This window comes from Sphingomonas canadensis (assembly GCF_026013525.1).
Classification (GTDB): domain Bacteria; phylum Pseudomonadota; class Alphaproteobacteria; order Sphingomonadales; family Sphingomonadaceae; genus Sphingomonas; species Sphingomonas canadensis.
This window is the reverse complement of record NZ_JAPDRA010000004.1, coordinates 125301-143617: the sequence shown is the minus strand read 5'-3', so window position 1 is coordinate 143617 and position 18317 is coordinate 125301. Positions and strand designations below refer to the sequence as shown.

Here is an 18317-nt window from a genome sequence, read left to right as displayed (position 1 = left end):
GCGTTAAGGCGGATCAGCGCCGCACGGGTATCCCCGCCGCCGCCAGGGCGGCATGCGCGTCGGCGATGCTCGCCTCGCCGAAGTGGAAGATCGACGCGGCCAGCACGGCGGAGGCATGGCCCTCCACGATCCCCTCGACCAGGTGCTGGAGATTGCCCACGCCGCCGCTGGCGATCACGGGCACGGCCACCTGGTCGGCGATGGTGCGGGTCAGCTCCAGATCGAAGCCGCCGCGCGTTCCGTCGCGGTCCATCGAGGTGACGAGCAGCTCGCCCGCGCCCAGCGCCGCGAGCCGCAGCGCATGCTCCACCGCGTCGATTCCGGTGGGGCGGCGGCCGCCGTGGGTGAACACCTCCCAGTGATCGCCCGACCGGCGCGCGTCGATCGAAGCGACGACGCACTGGCTGCCCATCCGCTCGGCGATCTCGCTCACCACCTCGGGCCGGGAGACGGCGGCGGAGTTCACCGCCACCTTGTCCGCCCCGGCGAGCAGCAGCGCGCGCGCATCCTCCACGCTGCGCACGCCGCCGCCGACGGTGAGCGGCATGAAGCACACCTCGGCGGTGCGGCGCACCACGTCCAGGATGGTGCCGCGCGCCTCATGGCTGGCGGTGATGTCCAGGAAGCAGAGCTCGTCGGCGCCGGCGGCGTCATAGGCGCGCGCCTGCTCGACGGGATCGCCCGCGTCGCGCAGCTCGACGAAGTTGACGCCCTTGACGACGCGGCCCTCGGCCACGTCGAGGCAGGGGATCACGCGCGCCCGGACGGTCACGCCTTCGCCACCTTCAGCGCCTCGGCCAGGTCGAGGCGGCCGTCATAGAGCGCGCGGCCGGTGATCACGCCTTCGACGCCGTCCTTCACATGGCCGGCCAGCGCCTCGATATCGCCCAGGTTGCTCACGCCGCCGCTGGCGATCACGGGGATGCGCACCGCCTTGGCCAGCGCCACGGTGGCCTTGACGTTGCAGCCCTTGAGCAGCCCGTCGCGGCCGACATCGGTGAAGAGCAGGGCGGCCACGCCCGCGTCCTCGAAGCGGCGGGCGAGATCGGCGACCGCCACATCGGTGACATTGGCCCAGCCGCGCGTCGCGACCATGCCGTCGCGCGCGTCCACCGCCACCACGATGCGGCCGGGGTGCAGCCGGGCGGCTTCCTTCACCAGATCGGGGTTCTCCAGCGCGGCGGTGCCGATCACGGCGCGGTCGACGCCCAGCGCCAGCCAGCCCTCGACCGACTTGAGCGTGCGGATGCCGCCGCCGAGCTGAACCTTGCCGCGGAACCGGGCCAGGATATCGGCCACCGCACGCCCGTTCACCGATTCGCCCGCAAAGGCGCCGTCCAGGTCCACCACATGCAGATATTCGCTGCCGGCCGCGGCAAAGGCGGCCGCCTGCGCACCCGGATCGTCGCCATAGACGGTGGCGCGCGCCATATCGCCCTCGGCCAGGCGCACGACCTGCCCGGCCTTCAGGTCGATCGCGGGAAAGATCTTCAGGCGCGAAACCTGGCCTACGGACGCCATGACAGGAACCTTTCGAGCAGCGCGATGCCATAGCGCTGGCTTTTTTCCGGATGGAACTGGACGCCCGCGATATTGTCGCGCGCGATCGCGGCGGTCACCGGGCCGCCGTGGCCGGTGATCGCCACCACGCCCTCGCCCTCATAGGCGAAGCCGTGGAGGAAATAGGCCTCGCCCGGCACGATCAGCGGGTGGGGCAGGGTGGGGGTGACGTCGTTCCAGCCCATGTGCGGCACGCGGATGCCGGGCCGCGGCGCGATCGCGCGCACCGCGCCCGAAAACCAGCCGAGCCCGGCATGGGTGCCCAGCTCCTCGCCATGTTCCGCCAGCAACTGCATGCCCACGCACACGCCCAGGAAGGGCGCGCCGCCGCGCAGCACGCGCTGCTCGATCGCCTCCACCATGCCCGGGATCGCGCGCAGCCCGCCCGCGCAGGCGCCGAACGCGCCGACCCCGGGCAGCACGACGCGCTCCGCGGCCAGCACGGCATCGGGATCGGCGGTGACGGCCACGTCGCGCGCGCCCGCCGCCTTCAGCGCATTGTGGACCGAATGGAGATTGCCCGCGCCGTAATCGATCAGCGCGACGCTCATGGCGCCAGCGTCTCCAGCCCCGGCGCCACCAGCGTCACGGCCACTTCGGTCAGCAGATATTCGGCCACGCCGCCGGTGACGAACGGATCGGTTGCGGACCAGGCGCGCACCGCGTCGATCGTGCCGCGCGCCAGGATCATGCCGCCCACCGGGGGCACCTGGCGCCCGGCGGCGAGCACGCGGCCCTCGGCGATCGCGTCCTTAAGCCATTCGACATGCGGCTCGCGCAGCGCGGCGACGGCTTCGGGGGCGGCCAGGTAACGCACGGTCGCGACGATCATCACAGCACTCCCTTGGTGCTCGGCACCATGCCCGCCTTGCGCGGATCGATCTCCACCGCCTCGCGCAGCGCGCGGGCCAGGCCCTTGAAGCAGCTTTCGGCGACATGGTGGTTGTTGGTGCCGTACAGCGTCTCGACGTGCAGCGTGATGCCCGCCGCCTGGGCGAAGCTCTGGAACCAATGCTCGAACATCTCGGTGTCCATCTCGCCCAGCCGCTTCTGGGTGAAGGCGGTGTTGAACACGCAATAGGGCCGGCCGGAGATGTCGATCGCGACGCGCGTCAGCGTCTCGTCCATCGGCGAAAGCGCGTCGGCATAGCGGCGGATGCCCTTCTTGTCGCCCAGCGCGCGCAGGATCGCCTCGCCGATCGCAAGGCCGGTGTCCTCCACCGTATGATGCTGGTCGATGTGCAGATCGCCGATCGTGCGGATGTCCATGTCGATCAGCGAGTGGCGGCTGAGCTGTTCGAGCATATGGTCGAAAAAGCCGATGCCGGTGGAGACGCTGTAGGCGCCGGTGCCGTCCAGGTTGACGGTAACGTCTATCGCGGTCTCGCTCGTCTTGCGGCTGATCGTGGCGGTGCGCATGGATGGCGCACATAGCGCCTGTGCGGGCGGGCGCAATCGCGAGCGCGCAATGTTATGCGCCCCGATCGCCCGCGCTGCGCAATCTTGTTGACCCGCAAGCGCCATCCGCTACCCAAGGGGCCATGAACGGCACCGTGCCAGACAGCATGATTCCCTATGACGAGATCGTCCAGGAGGCGCTCCGTGCCGTGGTCGGCCGCGTGCTGGGATCGGTCGCGCAGACGGGCGGGCTGCCCGGCTCGCATCATTTCTACATCACGTTCAAGACGCATGGCGCCGGGGTCGATATTCCCCAGCGGCTGATCGAGCGTTTCCCGGACGAGATGACGATCGTGCTCCAGCACCGTTTCTGGGACCTGAAGGTGGACGGCGAGAAGTTCTCGGTCGGCCTCAGCTTCAACCAGGTGCCCGCCACGCTGACGATCCCCTTCTCGGCGATCACGGGCTTCCACGATCCGGCGGTGAATTTCGAGCTGCGCTTCCAGGCGCAGGAAGGCCCCGACGGCCCCGGCCCGCATGACGAGGCGGAAAACGACGCCCCTCCCGCCGCCGCTCCGGTGGAGGACGGGTCCAACGTCGTCTCGGTGGATTTCAAGCGCAAGAAGTAGACGCGGGCCGCGCGGCGATGCCGTTGGCTGAAGTAATGATCCTGGCGCATTTCGTTGCGCTAGTGGCGCAATAGTGACCGCTTCGAATCTATTTGCGGAAACCTGCGGGTCGAACTAAGCCGACGGTAGTTCGGGGGGACTGTTCTTGTTTCTGCAAATATTTATTGGGTGCGCGGCGATAGCCGGGCTGTGCGCGGGGCCGCTTGCCGGGGAGCTGCGTGCCGCGGTCCAGGAGGCGCAACCGCCTACGGCTGGCGAGCCAGTGCGGCAGGCGCCTGCGGACGCGACGTGCGAGGGCTGCGTCACCATCCCCGCGCTCACTCTGGTGAGATTGGAGATACTGGCGCCGCTGGGCAGCAAGGTCAGCAAATCCGGCGATACCTTTCCGATCCGCCTGGCTGAGCCGATCCTTGTCGGCGGCAGAGAGATTATCCCTGCCGGTGTGACCGGCATGGGCGAGGTTGTCCATGCCAAGAAGAACGGCGGCGGCGGCGGCGCAGGCGAACTGGTGCTTGCCGCGCGCTACCTCGACATCGGTGCGCGCCGGCTCCGCCTCCGCAGTCTTCGGCTGACCGAGGTCGGAGAGTCTCGGATCAATACGGTCAACGCGATGAACCTTGCGAGTGCCGCAAGCCCGTTGCCGGTCGCGCTGATTGGCTTCCTTATCAAGGGCGGTGAAGTCACGGTTCCCGCAGGCCGCGTGGCCGAGGCCAAAACCGCCGAGGCATTCGTACTGCCGCTTCCTACTCCCGTCGCAGTGGCGCCTCCGGTCCCGGCCGCGGGCAACGCGCCTGAAAACACATCCTCAGTGGAAGGAAATGCCAATGAAGTTCCGTAAGCCGGCGATTGCCGTCATCACGCTCGCCACCCTCGCGGCGCCGCAGTTCGCTGCCGCCCAGGCCAAGGAGAAGGCCAAGAGCGAGCCGATCGCGATTCCCGCGCCGCCGCCGGGCAAGGGGCAGATCGTCTTCTTCCGCCCCGGGGGCATGGGCTTTGCCGTCGGCTGTTCGGTGAACGAAAAGGGCCAGAAGGTCAGCTCGCTCGGCGCGGGCAAGTATTTCATCATGGTGGCCGAACCCGGCCGGCACGAATTCAGCGTGAAGAGCGAGGCCAAGGACGTGCTCGCGCTTGAGGTCGAGGCCGACGAAACCCAATATGCTTCGTGCAAGATCAAGATGGGTATCATGGTCGGCCGTCCCGACATCCGCCCGGCGACCGAGGTCGAGTTCCGCGGCACCAAGAACCTCAAGATGGTCGATGTCGACGACATGGGGCCGGGCGAAGGCGCGCTCCGTCCGGAGCAGGTGGCGGCCGCGCTTGCTGGCCCCGCCCCGGTCGCTGAGGCTCCCGCGCCGGAAAACCCGCAGCCCTGACGCAATCGCGGCGGGTGGCCCTCGCCCCCCGCCGCGATCGCCAAGAGTATCGTAAGCTTACCCGGGTGGCACGCGCGTGCCCCCCTCCCGCTGGCATCGCCGGGATGCAGCCGCTACAGGGCGCGGCGACTCCCGCTGTCACGGGGCCAAGGAGGTAAGCTTGAGCAACACCCGCACCGAAACCGATTCGATCGGCGCCATCGAAGTTCCCGCCGATTGCTATTGGGGCGCGCAGACGCAGCGTTCGATCCAGAACTTCCCGTTCGGCGCGATGGAGCGCATGCCGCTGGGCATCGTCCACGCCCAGGCGATCGTGAAGCAGGCCGCCGCGCGGGTGAACGTGAAGCACGGGCTGGACCCCAAGATCGCCGAGGTGATCGACCGGGTCGCGCAGGAGATCGTCGACGGCAAGCTGGACGATCAGTTCCCGCTGGTGATCTGGCAGACCGGCAGCGGCACCCAGACCAACATGAACGTCAACGAGGTGATCGCGGGCCGCGCCAACGAGATATTGACGGGCCAGCGCGGCGGCAAATCGCCGATCCATCCCAACGATCACGTCAACATGGCGCAATCGTCGAACGACAGCTTCCCCACCGCGCTGCATATCGCCGCCGCGCGCGCCGTGACGATGAAGCTCTATCCGGCGCTCGATACGCTGCACGCCTCGCTCCAGGCGAAGGTCACGGCGTGGGATCACATCGTCAAGATCGGCCGCACCCACCTGCAGGACGCGACGCCCCTGACGCTGGGCCAGGAATTCTCCGGCTATGCCGCGATGCTCGAATCGGCGAAGGCGCGCTTCGCATCGGTGCTGGATCTCGACATCTTCAAGCTGGCGCTGGGCGGCACGGCGGTGGGCACCGGGCTCAATTCGCCCCCGGGCTATGCCGAGGATGTGGCGGCGGAGATCGCGAAGATCACCGGCCTGCCCTTCGTCACCGCGCCGAACAAGTTCGAGGCGCTGGCCACCAAGGACCAGCTCGTGAACCTCTCCGGCGTGTGCAACACGCTGGCGGTGTCGCTGACCAAGATCGCCAACGACATCCGCCTGCTGGGCTCCGGCCCGCGTTCGGGCCTGGGCGAGCTGGACCTGCCGGCGAACGAGCCGGGCAGCTCGATCATGCCGGGCAAGGTGAACCCGACGCAGAGCGAATCGCTGACGATGGTTGCAGCCCAGGTGATCGGCAACCACACCGCCGTCACCGTCGGCGGCATGCAGGGCCATTTCGAGCTCAACGTGTTCAAGCCGCTGATCGGATCGAACGTGCTGCGCTCGATCGAGCTGATGTCGGTGGGCATGGTGAGCTTCGCCGAGCGCGCGGTGGACGGCGCCCAGGCGAACGAGGCGCGGATCAAGGAACTGGTCGATCGATCGCTGATGCTCGTCACCGCGCTGGCGCCCGCGATCGGCTATGACAACGCCGCCAAGATCGCCAAGAACGCGCATGAGAAGGGGCTGACGCTGAAGGAGAGCGGCCTGGCGCTCGGGCTGGTCGATGAGGCGACGTTCGACCAGTATGTCCGCCCGGAAACGATGATCGGCCGCTGATCCGCGGAACCGCCGACGCCGTTCGTGCGATTCTTGCCTGAGCTTTCAGGGAGTTTCGCATGATCGGCAAGGCAATCGCGGGATGGATCGGCAGCCGGATCGACCGGCGCGACGGCAAGGGCGGGCCGCTGGGCGCGATCGCGGGCGTGGCGGCCTATTCGCTGGGCCGGCGTTTCCTGCCCGTGGCGTTGCTGGCCGGCGGTGCGATCGCGGGCGCGCGATTCCTGCGCGGCAGGCGCAAGGGCTGAGCGCGCAGGGCCGCACCCGCGCGATTTCGGGGCGATTCAGGGCCGGGGCGGATGAGCTCTCCGCTTGACGCGGGGCGCCCTCCCACGCCACTAGCGCCCATGCCCCATCGTACCGAGACAGACCCGCACGGATTCAAGCGCCGCGGGGTGTTGTTCGTCCTTTCCTCGCCCTCCGGCGCCGGCAAGTCGACGATCGCGCGCAAGCTGCTCGCCGCCGATTCGCAGCTCGAGATGTCGGTTTCCTACACCACCCGCCCGCCGCGCCCGGGCGAGGAGGACGGCAGGGACTATCACTTCGTCGATCTCGAACAGTTCCGCGCGATGGTCTCGAACAACGAGTTCCTCGAATGGGCGCATGTGTTCAACCACCGCTACGGCACGCCCAAGGCGCATGTGGACGCGATCCTTTCGTCCGGCCGCGACGTGTTGTTCGACATCGACTGGCAAGGCGCGCAGCAGCTCTTCCAGCTCGCGGGCGGCGATGTGGTGCGCGTGTTCATCCTGCCGCCGTCGCTGAAGATCCTGCGCGAGCGGCTGGTGAACCGGCGCACCGATTCGCCCGATGTCATCGACGCCCGCATGGCCCGCGCCGAGGCCGAGGTGAGCCATTGGGACGGCTATGACTATGTCCTCGTCAACGAGGACGTCGAGCAATGCTATGAAAGCGTGCATACCATCCTGCGCGCGGAACGGCTCAGGCGTTCGCGCCAGACGGGGTTGATCGGGTTCATCCGGGGGCTGAACAAGAGATAGGGAGGCGCAGATGCGGCGGCTTGTGTTGGGCAGCTTCGCGGCGGGGCTGGCGATGTGGGTCGTCGGCTTCATCTTCTGGGGGCCGCTGCTGGGCTGGATTCCCTTCACCGCCGCATCGGAGGCCAATCAGGCGACGCTGCAACAGGCGCTGCGCACCACGCTCGGCCCCACGGGCACCGGCGTCTATGCCGTGCCGTCGCCCGATACCCAGATCGGCACGGTGCTCCACGCCCAGGGGCCGGTGGCGATCGTGCAGTTCACCAACGCGGGCTTTCCGGCGTTCGACACCCAGGCGCTGCTCTGGGGCCTGGTGCTGGCGATCGTCTGCGGCTTCGTGATGGGGCTGGGGCTGCGCATCGCGGGCGCACATCTGGGATTTGGCGACCGGGTGAAGCTGGTGCTGCTCGTCGCCGTGGCGGTGGCCGGATACAGCGACATCGGCCAGCCGGTGTTCAACCATGCGCCCTGGCGCTACTGGACCTTCGCCTTCGTTGCCGATGTCGCGGCCTGGGGCGTGGCGGGGGTGATCTTCGCCCGCTGGTTCCTGCCCCAGCCCGACGTGGGGCCGGCGCAGGGATATTAGGACAGCAGCGACAGGAAGCGGACGCCCGCCTCGAAATCGGCCTGATGCGCCTCGCGCGTGCGCAGCGCATGGGGATCGTCGCCCCAATGTTCGACCTGCCAGTCCTCGTCCACCTGCGCCGCGCGCCACAGCGTTTCGCCGTTCGCCTGACCCTCTGCCAGTGCCAGCGCGCCGACCAGCGATCCGCTGACCGTCACGACATGGCTGAGCCCGGCGAGGCGGAAGGGATCGAGCGCCGCCACCGCATCGTGGAGCCGCGCCAGCGTCGCCTCCGGCTGGGGCCTGTGGATGACCCCGGCCGCGACCTCGAAATGCACGTCGTAGCGGCGGCGTGCCCAGTCGAGCAGCGGGTCCCAATGCGCCGCCTGCCGCGCGACCAGTGGCGCGGGATCGCTCGCGCGGTAGCAGAGCAGGTCGCTCTCGCCATATTTGGCCAGCCCCGCCGCGAAAGCTTCGCGCGCCGGGGCGATACGGTCGATCGCGGCGTTGGCCAGGCCGGTCAGCGGCATCGCGCGCGGGTCCACCGCCTCGCCCACCGCGCGCCATTCCTCCGCCACCGCTTCGGCAAGCTGCGGCGTGGGCAGCGCCAACGGCGCGCGGCCGGGCGTGCGCACCGGCTTACCGTCCAGCAGCAGCGCGTATCCGCCGTCCTCGCCGGGGACGGTCTCCACCTTCTTCCAGAAACGTCTCATTGGTCGGCCGGCTGCTCCGGCGGCGTGCGCCAGCGCCGCGCCATCGCGCGGGGCACCACCGCCATCATCCATAGCGAGGATAGCAGGATCGCGCCGCCCAGCACGGTCAGCTCCCATCGCTGCGCGCGCCCGGCGATCACCAGCCCGAACACCGCCCCGGCCACGGCCAGGATGTTGACCGCGTTCATCGCCAGATAGCGGTTGCGCGCCACCGTATCGGTATCGCGCGCTTCGGGTTCGGGCGGGGTCGTCATAGGTCCTCCAGCATCGCGGCGAGCTGATCGGCGTGCGCCGCCACGCGATGCGCGCCCGCGTCCGCCAGTTCGCCGGGGCTGTGATAGCCCCAGGCGACGCCGATCGCATGCGCGCCGGCCGCGCGCGCCATCGCCATGTCGAAGCTGGTGTCGCCGATCATCGCGCAGCGGTCCGCGGCCGATCCGGCTTCGGCGATCGCCGCCTCCAGCATCGACGGGTGCGGCTTGGAGGGGTGGCGATCGGCGGTTTGCAGCGTCACGAAGCGGTGGCGGATGCCGTGGTGTTCCAGCACGGCGGCCAGCCCGCGGTCGGACTTGCCGGTCGCAACGCCCAGCAGCCAGCCGGCGCCCTCCAGCGCGTCGATCGCCGCTGCCACGCCGTCGAACAGCGGCTCCGGATCGAGCGCGTTGTTCGATCGCATCGCGAAGAAGGCGCGCTTATATTCCTCCGCCATCGCGGCATGCAGCGCGGCGTCCGCATCGGGCAGCAGCCGGGCGATCGCGGGAACCAGGCTGAGCCCCACGATGCCGCGGATCGCGGCGCGATCGGGCGGTTCCATCCGGTGCGCGGCGAAGCAGGATTCCATCGCGCGGCAGATGTTCGCCTGGCTGTCGACCAGCGTTCCGTCGCAATCGAAGACGGCGAGCCGCGTCATCGCGGCGCGTGCGGCGTCACGGCGCCGCCGCGTCGACGCGGGCGACGCAGTCCTTGATCGCCGGGACCAGCGCGGCGGTGTCCTTCAGCGCCATCTCAAGGAGCGTGGCGCCGTTCAGCGTCGCGCGGATGCGATCGGCGCGGGCAAGCGGGCCGAGCAGGACGCTGCCCTTCTCGGTCTCGTGCCGCGCGTCCATGTCGTCGCTGAAGGGCTCGTAATAGGTCGCGCGCCAGTCGCCCAGCAGCGTCCGGCCGGCCAGCAGCTCGATCCTGATATACTCCACCTCGTCGTCCTCCACGTCGAAGGCGGGGGAGGCGGTCAGGCCCAGGTCGGTCTCCTCCCCGTCGGAACGCAGCGTTAAGATGGCCGTCGTGCCGTCGTCCAGATCGGTGATCGCGCGGCAGTTGTCGGGGTTCTCGAACACCGACCATGAGCCGACATTCTCCATCGGCTGCGCGAGCGCGGGGAATGGGAACAGCAGGGCTGCGGCAAGGGCGGCGGCTAGTCGGCGGGGCATCGGACCTCCTGGAATTTGCCGCGCCACCATGGCGGCGAAGCGCCGCGCGATCAACTCGCCGCGGTGCCCGCGTTGCGCATCCAGTGCGCCAGCGCCCGGCGGCCCTGCGCCTCGAGCGCATCCGTGGCGGCTTCGCGCGCGGCGGCGGGCTTGTTCTGCCCCAGCTTGCGGGTGCCGCGCCACGCCTGCACCTCCAGCCGGAAACCGGCGATGGCGCCCAGCAACTGATCGAGCCGCAAGGCGTCCATCTTGGCGCTGGTCCATTCGGGCTTTGGGGCCAGCCGCGCCTCGTTGGCGTGGCTCAGCGCGTCGACCTGGGCGCGAAGCTGCTCGCGGTCCATCCGCCGGATCGTGCCCTCAAGCTCGACCGCGACATAGTTCCAGGTCGGCACCTCGTCCGTGCCCAGCCCATACCAGTCCGGGCTGACATAGCCGTCGGGGCCGAAGGCGGTGAACAGCGCGGTTGCGCCGTCCAGGTGGCGGGCCAGCGCGTTGCCGCGCGACAGGTGCAGCCCCAGCGTCGAATCGTCGAGCCACACCACAGGCACATGCGCGACGCGCGGCCCGTCCGGCGTGGCCGCGAACAGCGCGCCGAAGCCGAGCGCGGCGACATAATCGCGCATCTCCGCGCGATCCTCCCAGCGGAACAGGCCGTTGGGGTGCATCAGCGCTTCGTGCCGCGGCTGCGCCGCTCGCCGCGCCGTTCCTTGCGCACCGTCTTGGCATGGGCGCGGGCCTTGGCCTTCTTCTGCTCGCGCGTGGCGGGCGGGGGGCCGTCATCCAGCGGCATGGCGTTGCCCGCGGCCTCCTCGAACCCCAGCGTCTCCATCGATTCGGCGAAATGGGCGGGGACGGCTGCGGTGACGTCGATCTTGCCGCCATCGGGGTGATCGATGCGGATGCGGCGGGCGTGGAGATGCATCTTGCGGCTGATCCGCCCGGTCAGGAACGCATCCTGCCCGCCATATTTGCCGTCGCCCACGATCGGGTGGCCGATCGCAGCCATATGCACGCGAAGCTGGTGGGTGCGCCCGGTGAAGGGCTGAAGCTCGACCCAGGCGGCGCGGGTGCCCGCCTGTTCGATCACGCGATAGCGGGTGCGCGCGGGCTGGCCCTCCGCCTCGTCCACATGCATCTTCTCGCCGCCCGTGCCCGGCTGCTTGGCGAGCGGGAGATCGATGATGCCGTCCTCGATATCGGGCACGCCGACCACCAGCGCCCAATAGACCTTCCGGGCGCTGCGGCCGGAGAAATGCTTGGAGAAGAACGCCGCCGCGCGCGCCGTCCGCGCCAGCAGCAGCGCGCCGGAGGTGTCCTTGTCCAGCCGGTGGACCAGCTTGGGCCGCCCCTCCGCCTCGAACTGGAGCGCGTCGAGCAGGCCGTCGACATGGTCGTGCGTCTTGGTGCCGCCCTGGGTGGCGAGGCCGGGGGGCTTGTTGATCACGATCGCGGCGGGATCGCGGTGGACCACCATCTCGCGCGCGAAGGCGGTCTGTTCCTCGCTGAGCGGCGGGCGCTGCGGCTTCGCGCGGGCTGGCGCTGCGGCGGGGGCGGGCTCGGCAGGGGGCACGCGGATCACCTGCCCCTCGGTCACGCGGTCGCCCGGCTGCGCGCGCGCGCCGTCGACGCGGAGCTGGCCGGTGCGCGCCCAGCGCGACACGATGTTGAAGCTGACATCGGCCAGATGCCGCTTGAACCAGCGATCGAGCCGGATGCCGTCGTCGTCGGCGGCGACGGTGAACTGGCGGACGGCGCCGGGATCCTTGGACGCGCTCATGCCACGGCCCGCATCACGGCCAGCCCCGCCGCCAGCGCGGCCACCGCGCCCGCGACCGAGGCAAGGATATAGCCCGCCGCGCCCAGCCATTCGCCGCGCTCCAGCATCAGCATCACCTCCAGCGAGAAGGCGGAGAAGGTGGTGAACCCGCCCAGCACGCCCACGCCCAGCAGCAGCCGCCATTGCTCGCCGCCGCCCGGGATGCGCGATACGCCGCCGGCCAGCAGGCCCATCAGGAAGCCGCCGGCCAGGTTCACCGCCAGCGTGCCCCAGGGATAGCCCGGCCCCAGCAGCGCGAGCATCGCGCGCCCGGTAAGGTGCCGCGCGCCGGCGCCGATCGCGCCGCCGAGCATGACGAGAAGAAGATGTGGCATGAGCGCGCGGTTAGCGCGGAACGGGGCGGCGCACAAATCCCGTGCCCTCGGGCCGGAGCCCGGCCCGGGATCAGACGCCGTTGTTGGCCACCAGATCGATGTCGGTGCCGCCGTCCTGGCGCGGGGTCATGAACAGCACATAGGCGCCGCCGTCGCGATCGCGCGTGCCGCCCAGGACGTGTTCGTTGCCGTCCGCCTGATGCTCGGCGGTGTACCCGGCGCGCACCGCCTTGGTGTAATACCAGTCGAGCATCGTCTGCATCGGCGCGGGCGAGGAGAAGCTGACCGCGCGCAGCGCACACTTGCCGTTGTTGCTGCCCGCCGCCTCGGTCACGCGGGCCTGGGGATAGAGCGGGATGTCCGCGGGCAGGCGCTGCGCCCAGGTGGCGGAATATTCGATCGAAGCCGCGCAGCCGCCCATGCCGCCCGCCTTCTGCCGCTCGGCGAGCCCGCCCAGCGTCGCGGCGTCGCGCGCGGAGCTGCACTGCTGGCATCCGCCCGCGGACTGCACGGGATCGGGCGCGCGCATCAGATCGCCGTCGTTGCCGCCGCCGCCGGCCGCAACGCCATCGGCAGGCACGCCCGCCGAATAGGGCTGGCCGGGCGGGCGCACGGCATCGCCATTGGCCTGCTGGCCCAGCGCGGGATCGACCATGATCTGGTCCTGGAGCGCACTCGCCACCGCGGGATCGACGCCATTGCCTTCGCCTGCCGAATCGATCGGATCGCGCGCGCAACCGGCGAGCGCGAGCGGCAGAAACACGAACAGGATAAAGCCAAGCTGGCGGATCATTCGGCACACTCCGAGAGCGTCCGGTATCCGCCGGGAAGGTTAAGATCGGGTTGGCGGCTATGGTTATCAGGCAAAGATCGCGGTAACCATGAACGGCTGAGCGGGTGTTTTATCTTGCCAACACACCAATGAGAGGACATGGTGCTGACATGCTGAACATCATCTCGATCCTGATCGGAATCATCGCGCTGCCGATCGCGCTGGTGGGGATCATCCCGATCCCCTTCGTCCCGCTGCTCAACTGGATCGCTCTGCCGATCGCCATCGTCGGCGCGGCGGTGGGCGCCATGTCCGACAGCAACGCGGGCCGCAACCTGAACCTGGTGATCATCCTGGTCAGCGGGCTGCGCCTGTTCCTGACCGGCGGCATCATCTGATCGCGGCGGAGCCCGGCCGGGCCGGGCTCCCTCCGCCGGATTCGTTTTCAGCTTCGCTGAATCGGCGCCGGGCGGGGGAGCGGGCCGGCGCCGCAACCGTTTCAGCTTGCTGAAACAAGCTCCGACGGCTCAGCTGCAGCGCACCTGGCCGCGATCGATCGCCACGCCCAGCGAAGCGCCGATCGAGGCGCCCAGCAGCGTGCCGAGCGTGGCGTTGCGGCCGTTGGACAGCGCGTTGCCGAACAGCGCGCCCGCCGCGCCGCCCACGATCAGGCCGGTCGTGCCGTCCGAACGGCGGCAATAATAGCGCCCGTCGCGCCCGCGATAGACGCGGTCGCTGCGGCTCAGCCGGCGATCGCGGTAATAGCGGCCGTCGCGATAGAAATCGTCGGCCCAATAGGTTCCGCCATAGGCCGGGCGGTTCCAGTCGTAATAGCTCCAGCTCCGCCAGTTATGGCGATCCCGGTTCCAGTCGCGCACGTCGCGGCGATATTCGCGGCGCACCTCGCGCATGTCCTTTGCGCAATCGCGCTGTTCGCGGCGGTATTCGCGCCGGTTGTCGGCATCGCGCAGGTCGCGCGCGCAATCGCGCTGCACCTCGCGCATGTTGCGGCCATATTCCTGGCGCGGCGTCTGGGCCATCGCCGGGAGCGCGGGCAGCACCACGGCGGCGGCCGCCGCGGCCATCAGGATACGCATGGTTACCTCCTCGTTCGTTTCGAACGGGGGGTGCAACGATCGCGGGTGCCGCCTGGTTTCGTCCGCCCGCGCCGGTTCAGACGCGCCGTTCGCCGGGATAGGCGAACAGCAGGTCGCTGCCCGGCGCAGCGTCGATTCGCGTGCTGCCGGTGATCGCCAGGCACTGGCCCGCCCGCCAGGCGACACCGTCCGCCACGCCTTCGCCGGTCACGGGCACCAGCCAGCCCGTCATACCTTCGGGCAGCGCCACGTCCCGGCTGCCGCCCGGCCAGCGCTCCAGCACGAACTTCGGCCCTTCGACCAGGATGGTGCGGCCCGGCGCCACCTCGCCGGGCATCGGCGGCGCCACGAAGGGTACGGGATCGGACACCGCCACGCCATCCTCCAGGTGCAGCTCGCGCGGGCGGCCATAGTCGTAGAGGCGGTAGGTGGTCTCGCTGTTCTGCTGCACCTCGATCAGCGTGATCCCCGCGCCGATCGCGTGGATCGTGCCCGACGCCGAATAGAGGAAGTCGCCGGCCTTCACCGGCTTCCAGTCGAGCAGCGCCTCGATCGATCCGTCGATCGCCGCCGCCTTCAGCGTGGCACGGTCCACCGGCTGCCTGGTGCCCAGCGCGATCGTCGAATCGGGCTCGGCATCCAGGATTACCCAGCATTCGTCCTTGCCGCGCGGCAGCCCGCGGGCGTGGGCCTGGGCATCATCGGGATGGACCTGGACCGACAGCTTCTCGCTGGTGAACAGATATTTGATCAGCAGATCGGGCGCCGTGTTGCCCGGTTCCTGGAACCAGACCTCGCCGACCGGCTCGCCGTCCGGCGCGGGATCGGCGAAGCCCGGCCACAGGCGATGACGCCCCCAGGGCTTCTCGACGCGGTGGGTAGTGAGCAGCGTGGCGGTCATCTGGCTCGCTTCCGATTCGGCTGTGTCATTCTAACGCATCCGGACCGTCCCGCGATCCGCCGCAATCGCGCCGCGAAAAGGATTGTTTGCCGCCCCAACGCTGGGCTAAGCAACCGTCCCATGCGTATACCCGCCCCCCGCACGATCGCGCTCGTGCTGATCGCCGCCGTCGCAATTCCCACGCTCAGCGGCTGCGCCCGCCGCGGCGCGCGATCCGACATCCCCTATGTCGCGCGCGACGTGGGCACGCTCTACACGGCGGCCAAGGAGCGGCTCGACCGCAAGCAATACAAGGTGGCGGCCGCGCTGTTCGACGAGGTGGAGCGCCAGCACCCCTATTCGGTGTGGGCCCGCCGCGCGCAGCTCATGGGCGCGTTCAGCTATTATCTCGACGGCAATTATTCGCAGGCGATCCAGTCTGCGCAGCGCTTCCTGGCGGTCCATCCGGGCAACCGCGACGCGCCCTATGCCTATTATCTGGTCGGCATCTCCTATTACGAGCAGATCAGCGACGTCACCCGCGACCAGAAGATCACCCAGCAGGCGCTGGACGCGCTGGGCGAGCTCACGCGCCGCTACCCGAACTCGCGCTACGCCGCCGACGCGCGGCTGAAGATCGATCTGGTGCGCGATCACCTGGCGGGCAAGGAGATGGAAGTCGGCCGCTTCTATGAGCGCCGCGGCCAGTGGCTCTCCGCCTCGATGCGCTTCCGCACCGTCGTCGACCAATATCAGACGACCACCCACGCGCCCGAGGCGCTGATGCGGCTGACCGAGACCTATCTGGCGCTCGGCCTGCCCGATGAAGCGAACAAGGCCGCCGCAGTGCTGGGCGCCAACTATCCCGGCACCGACTGGTATGAGCGCGCCTACAAGCTGATGCAGCAGAATGCGGACAAGCTGCAGCCCAAGCCTGCGGCGGCAAACTGAACGGCGCGCGCAAGACGGCTGTTCCGTTTCCGGTTCGTTCCTGTATTAGAGTGCGGGCATGCTGACCGCGCTATCCATCCGCGACGTCGTGCTGATCGAGGCGCTGGACCTTGAGTTCGGCCATGGCCTGGGCGTGCTCACCGGCGAGACGGGGGCGGGCAAATCGATCCTGCTCGACGCGCTGGGGCTGGCGCTGGGCGCGCGCAGCGATTCGGGGCTGGTGCGGCAGGGCGCGGCCCAGGCGGTGGTGACCGCCAGCTTCGAACCCGGCGCACACGGCGGCATCGCCGCGCTGATGGCCGAGAACGGGCTGGATTTCGACGCGGCCGAGCCGGTGATCGTCCGGCGGCTGGTGAAGAAGGACGGGGGCAGCCGCGCCTTCGTCAACGATCAGCCGGTGTCCGCCGGCCTGTTGCGCGAACTGGGCGCCTTCCTGGTCGAGATTCACGGGCAGCATGACGATCGAGGCCTGCTGAACCCGCGCGGCCATCGTGCGCTGCTGGATGCCTTCGCGCGTGCCGATACCGGCGCGGTCGCCGCCGCGCATCGCGGCTGGCGCGAGGCGGTGGACGCGCTTGCCGCCGCCCGCGCCGCACAGGCGGAGGCCGAGCGCGACCGCGAATGGCTGGAACATGCCGTGGCCGAGCTGCGCGCGCTGGCGCCGGAACCGGGCGAGGAGGAGCGGCTGGCCGAACGCCGCGCGGCGATGCAGCGCGGCGAGAAGGTGGCCGGCGAGCTGCAGGCGGTGGCGGAGCTGCTCGACGGATCGGACGGCGGGCTCGCCCGGCTGCGGCAGGCGGCGCGCATCCTGGACCGGATCGCGGAGGCGCATCCCGCGCTGGCCGATGCGCTGGCGGCGGTGGACCGCGCGATCGACGAGGCCGGGCAGGCGCAGGACGGCGTGGACCGCGCCGCCGAAGCGCTCGCCTTCGATCCCGCCGCGCTGGAGGCGGACGAGGCGCGGCTGTTCGAGCTGCGCGGGCTGGCGCGCAAGCACCGCGTCCAGCCCGACGATCTGGCCGCGCTCACCGAAGAACTCGCGGAACGGCTGGAGCGCGTGGAGGGCGGCGAGGCGTCGATCGCGCGGCTGGAGCAGGCGGTGGCGGCCGCGCGGCGCGACTATGCCGCGGCGGCCGAGGCGCTGTCCGCGCTGCGCGGCGAGGCGGCGGCGCGGCTGGACCAGGCGGTGGCGGCCGAGCTGGCCCCGCTCAAGCTGGATGCCGCGCGCTTCCGCACCGTCGTCCAGGAACTGGGCGAGGAGGGTTGGGGCGCCGCCGGCCGCGACCGCGTGGAGTTCGAGATTTCGACCAATCCCGGCGCGCCCTTCGCCCCGCTGATGAAGATCGCGTCGGGCGGCGAGCTTTCGCGCTTTATCCTGGCGATGAAGGTGGCGCTGGCGGAGGAAGGCGGCGCGCGCACGATGATCTTTGACGAGATCGATCGCGGCGTGGGCGGCGCGGTGGCCAGCGCGATCGGCGACCGGCTGGCCCGGCTGGCGGCGCGCACCCAGGTGCTGGTGGTGACCCACAGCCCCCAGGTGGCGGCGCGCGGCGCCCGGCACCTGCTGATCGCCAAGAGCCACGACGGCATCGTGACGCGCACCGGGGTCCACGCGCTCGATCCGGGCGAACGGCGCGAGGAGATCGCGCGCATGCTTTCCGGCGCGGAGATCACCGACGAGGCGCGCGCCCAGGCGGAACGGCTGCTGGAACCGGCCTGAACGCGCCGAACCTGAACGAAGCTTCCGCGGTTGCGACAGAATGCGACACAAAAGCGTTATCCCCGTCACAAGTTCGCGACATGAAGTCCCGATAAAGGCCTTCGACCGCAGGGACGGTCCTGTTTTGTAAGAGGAGTGTCGAAATGAAGAAGTTCATCATCCTGGCCGCGACCGCAGCCGTTGCCGCCACCAGCATTCCGGCCACCGCGATCGCGGCGCCCGCGCATGGCCCGGCCTATGGCGCCGACTATTTCCAGGGCGGCCCGTGGCAGAACATCAACGCCCGCCAGTCGCGGATCGAGGCGAAGATCGCCCAGGGCATCCGCTCCGGCGCGCTCACCCGCCGCGAGGCGACCAGCCTGCGCGCCGAGTTCCGCGCGATCGCCAAGCTCGAGGCCCGCTACCGTGCGTCGCGCCCTGGCCTGACGATGGCTGAGCGCCGCGACCTGGACCGCCGCTTCGACGCGCTGGAGCGCAAGATCCGCGTGCAGAAGACCGATCGCGACCATCGCGGCCACCGCCGCTAAGCGA

Annotated in this window: 26 protein-coding genes; 11 read left to right on the top strand and 15 right to left on the bottom strand. The window is 69.8% G+C overall.

Annotated elements, in window-relative coordinates; translation table 11 throughout:
• Positions 1-13: 13 nt before the first annotated feature.
• From hisF to hisB, 5 genes are read right to left on the bottom strand one after another with little or no spacing between them, the layout of a single operon-like run.
• The gene (gene hisF / locus OM513_RS10350; protein ID WP_264944128.1) at positions 14-772 is read right to left on the bottom strand and encodes an imidazole glycerol phosphate synthase subunit HisF; all 759 of its coding nucleotides are present in this window, start codon (positions 770-772) and stop codon (positions 14-16) included.
• Positions 769-1521, bottom strand: coding sequence for a 1-(5-phosphoribosyl)-5-[(5-phosphoribosylamino)methylideneamino]imidazole-4-carboxamide isomerase (gene hisA / locus OM513_RS10345; RefSeq protein WP_264944126.1), 753 nt, complete (start codon positions 1519-1521; stop codon positions 769-771). Before hisA ends, hisF begins: the two co-directional genes overlap by 4 nt.
• Positions 1509-2111: an imidazole glycerol phosphate synthase subunit HisH gene (gene hisH, locus OM513_RS10340; protein ID WP_264944124.1), complete on the bottom strand. Its 603-nt coding sequence runs from the start codon at positions 2109-2111 to the stop codon at positions 1509-1511. The genes hisA and hisH overlap by 13 nt, the downstream gene beginning before the upstream one ends.
• The gene (locus OM513_RS10335; protein ID WP_264944122.1) at positions 2108-2392 is read right to left on the bottom strand and encodes a YciI family protein; all 285 of its coding nucleotides are present in this window, start codon (positions 2390-2392) and stop codon (positions 2108-2110) included. The genes hisH and OM513_RS10335 overlap by 4 nt, the downstream gene beginning before the upstream one ends.
• Positions 2392-2979 carry an imidazoleglycerol-phosphate dehydratase HisB gene (gene hisB / locus OM513_RS10330; RefSeq protein ID WP_264944121.1) on the bottom strand — a complete coding sequence of 196 codons (588 nt, stop codon included), beginning with the start codon at positions 2977-2979 and terminating at the stop codon, positions 2392-2394. The genes OM513_RS10335 and hisB overlap by 1 nt, the downstream gene beginning before the upstream one ends.
• Before the next feature lie 122 nt (positions 2980-3101).
• Between hisB and OM513_RS10325 the strand changes: the two genes are divergently transcribed.
• The 7 genes from OM513_RS10325 to OM513_RS10295 all read left to right on the top strand — a co-directional run bounded on the left by OM513_RS10325 (position 3102) and on the right by OM513_RS10295 (position 8096).
• A complete protein-coding gene (locus OM513_RS10325) occupies positions 3102-3587 on the top strand; it encodes an SspB family protein (protein WP_264944119.1) in 486 nt (161 codons plus the stop codon).
• Positions 3588-3918: 331 nt separating this feature from the next.
• On the top strand, positions 3919-4425 hold the full coding sequence (locus OM513_RS10320) for a hypothetical protein (RefSeq protein WP_264944118.1): 507 nt from the start codon (positions 3919-3921) through the stop codon (positions 4423-4425).
• A complete protein-coding gene (locus OM513_RS10315; protein WP_264944117.1) occupies positions 4412-4960 on the top strand; it encodes a DUF2846 domain-containing protein in 549 nt (182 codons plus the stop codon). Before OM513_RS10320 ends, OM513_RS10315 begins: the two co-directional genes overlap by 14 nt.
• 160 nt (positions 4961-5120) lie before the next feature.
• Positions 5121-6512: a class II fumarate hydratase gene (fumC, locus tag OM513_RS10310; protein WP_264944116.1), complete on the top strand. Its 1392-nt coding sequence runs from the start codon at positions 5121-5123 to the stop codon at positions 6510-6512.
• Between the two features lie 59 nt (positions 6513-6571).
• Entirely contained in the window at positions 6572-6760 is a 189-nt protein-coding gene (locus OM513_RS10305; protein ID WP_264944115.1) for a hypothetical protein, read from the top strand.
• A 99-nt stretch (positions 6761-6859) separates the two neighbouring features.
• Positions 6860-7513, top strand: coding sequence for a guanylate kinase (gene gmk, locus OM513_RS10300; protein ID WP_264944114.1), 654 nt, complete (start codon positions 6860-6862; stop codon positions 7511-7513).
• Between the two features lie 10 nt (positions 7514-7523).
• Complete coding sequence (locus OM513_RS10295) at positions 7524-8096, top strand: hypothetical protein (protein ID WP_264944113.1); 573 nt, start codon at positions 7524-7526, stop codon at positions 8094-8096.
• On the opposite strand, the gene OM513_RS10290 is transcribed toward OM513_RS10295, so the two are convergent.
• The 8 genes from OM513_RS10290 to OM513_RS10255 form a co-directional block, all read right to left on the bottom strand.
• Positions 8093-8788 (bottom strand): ATP12 family chaperone protein, encoded by a 696-nt coding sequence (locus tag OM513_RS10290; RefSeq protein WP_264944112.1) that lies wholly within the window; start codon positions 8786-8788, stop codon positions 8093-8095. The genes OM513_RS10295 and OM513_RS10290 overlap by 4 nt on opposite strands.
• Positions 8785-9042 (bottom strand): hypothetical protein, encoded by a 258-nt coding sequence (locus OM513_RS10285; RefSeq protein WP_264944111.1) that lies wholly within the window; start codon positions 9040-9042, stop codon positions 8785-8787. Before OM513_RS10285 ends, OM513_RS10290 begins: the two co-directional genes overlap by 4 nt.
• Positions 9039-9698 (bottom strand): HAD-IA family hydrolase, encoded by a 660-nt coding sequence (locus tag OM513_RS10280; RefSeq protein WP_264944110.1) that lies wholly within the window; start codon positions 9696-9698, stop codon positions 9039-9041. Before OM513_RS10280 ends, OM513_RS10285 begins: the two co-directional genes overlap by 4 nt.
• A gap of 16 nt (positions 9699-9714) precedes the next feature.
• Positions 9715-10215: a hypothetical protein gene (locus OM513_RS10275; protein WP_264944109.1), complete on the bottom strand. Its 501-nt coding sequence runs from the start codon at positions 10213-10215 to the stop codon at positions 9715-9717.
• 50 nt (positions 10216-10265) lie between these two features.
• Complete coding sequence (locus OM513_RS10270; protein ID WP_264944108.1) at positions 10266-10880, bottom strand: FMN-binding negative transcriptional regulator; 615 nt, start codon at positions 10878-10880, stop codon at positions 10266-10268.
• Positions 10880-11992: an RluA family pseudouridine synthase gene (locus OM513_RS10265; RefSeq protein WP_264944107.1), complete on the bottom strand. Its 1113-nt coding sequence runs from the start codon at positions 11990-11992 to the stop codon at positions 10880-10882. The genes OM513_RS10270 and OM513_RS10265 overlap by 1 nt, the downstream gene beginning before the upstream one ends.
• Positions 11989-12366, bottom strand: a complete 378-nt coding sequence (gene crcB / locus OM513_RS10260) for a fluoride efflux transporter CrcB (RefSeq protein WP_264944106.1) — start codon at positions 12364-12366, stop codon at positions 11989-11991. Before crcB ends, OM513_RS10265 begins: the two co-directional genes overlap by 4 nt.
• Positions 12367-12436: 70 nt before the next feature.
• Positions 12437-13159 carry a hypothetical protein gene (locus OM513_RS10255; RefSeq protein ID WP_264944104.1) on the bottom strand — a complete coding sequence of 241 codons (723 nt, stop codon included), beginning with the start codon at positions 13157-13159 and terminating at the stop codon, positions 12437-12439.
• Positions 13160-13308: 149 nt separating this feature from the next.
• On the opposite strand from OM513_RS10255, the gene OM513_RS10250 reads away from it, so the two are divergent.
• Complete coding sequence (locus tag OM513_RS10250; protein ID WP_264944102.1) at positions 13309-13536, top strand: hypothetical protein; 228 nt, start codon at positions 13309-13311, stop codon at positions 13534-13536.
• 129 nt (positions 13537-13665) lie between these two features.
• On the opposite strand, the gene OM513_RS10245 is transcribed toward OM513_RS10250, so the two are convergent.
• Together OM513_RS10245 and OM513_RS10240 are read right to left on the bottom strand one after the other, a co-directional pair.
• A complete protein-coding gene (locus OM513_RS10245) occupies positions 13666-14235 on the bottom strand; it encodes a glycine zipper 2TM domain-containing protein (RefSeq protein ID WP_264944101.1) in 570 nt (189 codons plus the stop codon).
• A gap of 76 nt (positions 14236-14311) precedes the next feature.
• The gene (locus OM513_RS10240; RefSeq protein WP_264944100.1) at positions 14312-15136 is read right to left on the bottom strand and encodes a class I mannose-6-phosphate isomerase; all 825 of its coding nucleotides are present in this window, start codon (positions 15134-15136) and stop codon (positions 14312-14314) included.
• A 120-nt stretch (positions 15137-15256) separates the two neighbouring features.
• Here OM513_RS10240 and OM513_RS10235 point away from each other — a divergent pair, with 120 nt between their 5' ends.
• From OM513_RS10235 to OM513_RS10225, 3 genes are all read left to right on the top strand, one after another.
• Positions 15257-16066, top strand: a complete 810-nt coding sequence (locus tag OM513_RS10235) for an outer membrane protein assembly factor BamD (protein WP_264944099.1) — start codon at positions 15257-15259, stop codon at positions 16064-16066.
• Between the two features lie 58 nt (positions 16067-16124).
• Positions 16125-17786, top strand: a complete 1662-nt coding sequence (gene recN / locus OM513_RS10230; protein ID WP_264944098.1) for a DNA repair protein RecN — start codon at positions 16125-16127, stop codon at positions 17784-17786.
• Between the two features lie 143 nt (positions 17787-17929).
• Complete coding sequence (locus OM513_RS10225) at positions 17930-18313, top strand: hypothetical protein (RefSeq protein ID WP_264944097.1); 384 nt, start codon at positions 17930-17932, stop codon at positions 18311-18313.
• Positions 18314-18317 lie beyond the last annotated feature (4 nt).

What these genes read in the sequence shown, in the direction of transcription:
- hisA (WP_264944126.1), bottom strand. Translation starts at nt 1,521, where the DNA reads ATGGCGTCCGTAGGCCAGGTTTCGCGCCTGAAGATCTTTCCCGCGATC.
- hisH (WP_264944124.1), bottom strand. Translation starts at nt 2,111, where the DNA reads ATGAGCGTCGCGCTGATCGATTACGGCGCGGGCAATCTCCATTCGGTC.
- OM513_RS10335 (WP_264944122.1), bottom strand. Translation starts at nt 2,392, where the DNA reads ATGATCGTCGCGACCGTGCGTTACCTGGCCGCCCCCGAAGCCGTCGCC.
- hisB (WP_264944121.1), bottom strand. Translation starts at nt 2,979, where the DNA reads ATGCGCACCGCCACGATCAGCCGCAAGACGAGCGAGACCGCGATAGAC.
- OM513_RS10325 (WP_264944119.1), top strand. Translation starts at nt 3,102, where the DNA reads ATGAACGGCACCGTGCCAGACAGCATGATTCCCTATGACGAGATCGTC.
- OM513_RS10315 (WP_264944117.1), top strand. Translation starts at nt 4,412, where the DNA reads ATGAAGTTCCGTAAGCCGGCGATTGCCGTCATCACGCTCGCCACCCTC.
- OM513_RS10305 (WP_264944115.1), top strand. Translation starts at nt 6,572, where the DNA reads ATGATCGGCAAGGCAATCGCGGGATGGATCGGCAGCCGGATCGACCGG.
- gmk (WP_264944114.1), top strand. Translation starts at nt 6,860, where the DNA reads ATGCCCCATCGTACCGAGACAGACCCGCACGGATTCAAGCGCCGCGGG.
- OM513_RS10295 (WP_264944113.1), top strand. Translation starts at nt 7,524, where the DNA reads ATGCGGCGGCTTGTGTTGGGCAGCTTCGCGGCGGGGCTGGCGATGTGG.
- OM513_RS10290 (WP_264944112.1), bottom strand. Translation starts at nt 8,788, where the DNA reads ATGAGACGTTTCTGGAAGAAGGTGGAGACCGTCCCCGGCGAGGACGGC.
- OM513_RS10285 (WP_264944111.1), bottom strand. Translation starts at nt 9,042, where the DNA reads ATGACGACCCCGCCCGAACCCGAAGCGCGCGATACCGATACGGTGGCG.
- OM513_RS10280 (WP_264944110.1), bottom strand. Translation starts at nt 9,698, where the DNA reads ATGACGCGGCTCGCCGTCTTCGATTGCGACGGAACGCTGGTCGACAGC.
- OM513_RS10275 (WP_264944109.1), bottom strand. Translation starts at nt 10,215, where the DNA reads ATGCCCCGCCGACTAGCCGCCGCCCTTGCCGCAGCCCTGCTGTTCCCA.
- OM513_RS10270 (WP_264944108.1), bottom strand. Translation starts at nt 10,880, where the DNA reads ATGCACCCCAACGGCCTGTTCCGCTGGGAGGATCGCGCGGAGATGCGC.
- OM513_RS10265 (WP_264944107.1), bottom strand. Translation starts at nt 11,992, where the DNA reads ATGAGCGCGTCCAAGGATCCCGGCGCCGTCCGCCAGTTCACCGTCGCC.
- crcB (WP_264944106.1), bottom strand. Translation starts at nt 12,366, where the DNA reads ATGCCACATCTTCTTCTCGTCATGCTCGGCGGCGCGATCGGCGCCGGC.
- OM513_RS10255 (WP_264944104.1), bottom strand. Translation starts at nt 13,159, where the DNA reads ATGATCCGCCAGCTTGGCTTTATCCTGTTCGTGTTTCTGCCGCTCGCG.
- OM513_RS10250 (WP_264944102.1), top strand. Translation starts at nt 13,309, where the DNA reads ATGCTGAACATCATCTCGATCCTGATCGGAATCATCGCGCTGCCGATC.
- OM513_RS10245 (WP_264944101.1), bottom strand. Translation starts at nt 14,235, where the DNA reads ATGCGTATCCTGATGGCCGCGGCGGCCGCCGCCGTGGTGCTGCCCGCG.
- OM513_RS10240 (WP_264944100.1), bottom strand. Translation starts at nt 15,136, where the DNA reads ATGACCGCCACGCTGCTCACTACCCACCGCGTCGAGAAGCCCTGGGGG.
- OM513_RS10235 (WP_264944099.1), top strand. Translation starts at nt 15,257, where the DNA reads ATGCGTATACCCGCCCCCCGCACGATCGCGCTCGTGCTGATCGCCGCC.
- recN (WP_264944098.1), top strand. Translation starts at nt 16,125, where the DNA reads ATGCTGACCGCGCTATCCATCCGCGACGTCGTGCTGATCGAGGCGCTG.
- OM513_RS10225 (WP_264944097.1), top strand. Translation starts at nt 17,930, where the DNA reads ATGAAGAAGTTCATCATCCTGGCCGCGACCGCAGCCGTTGCCGCCACC.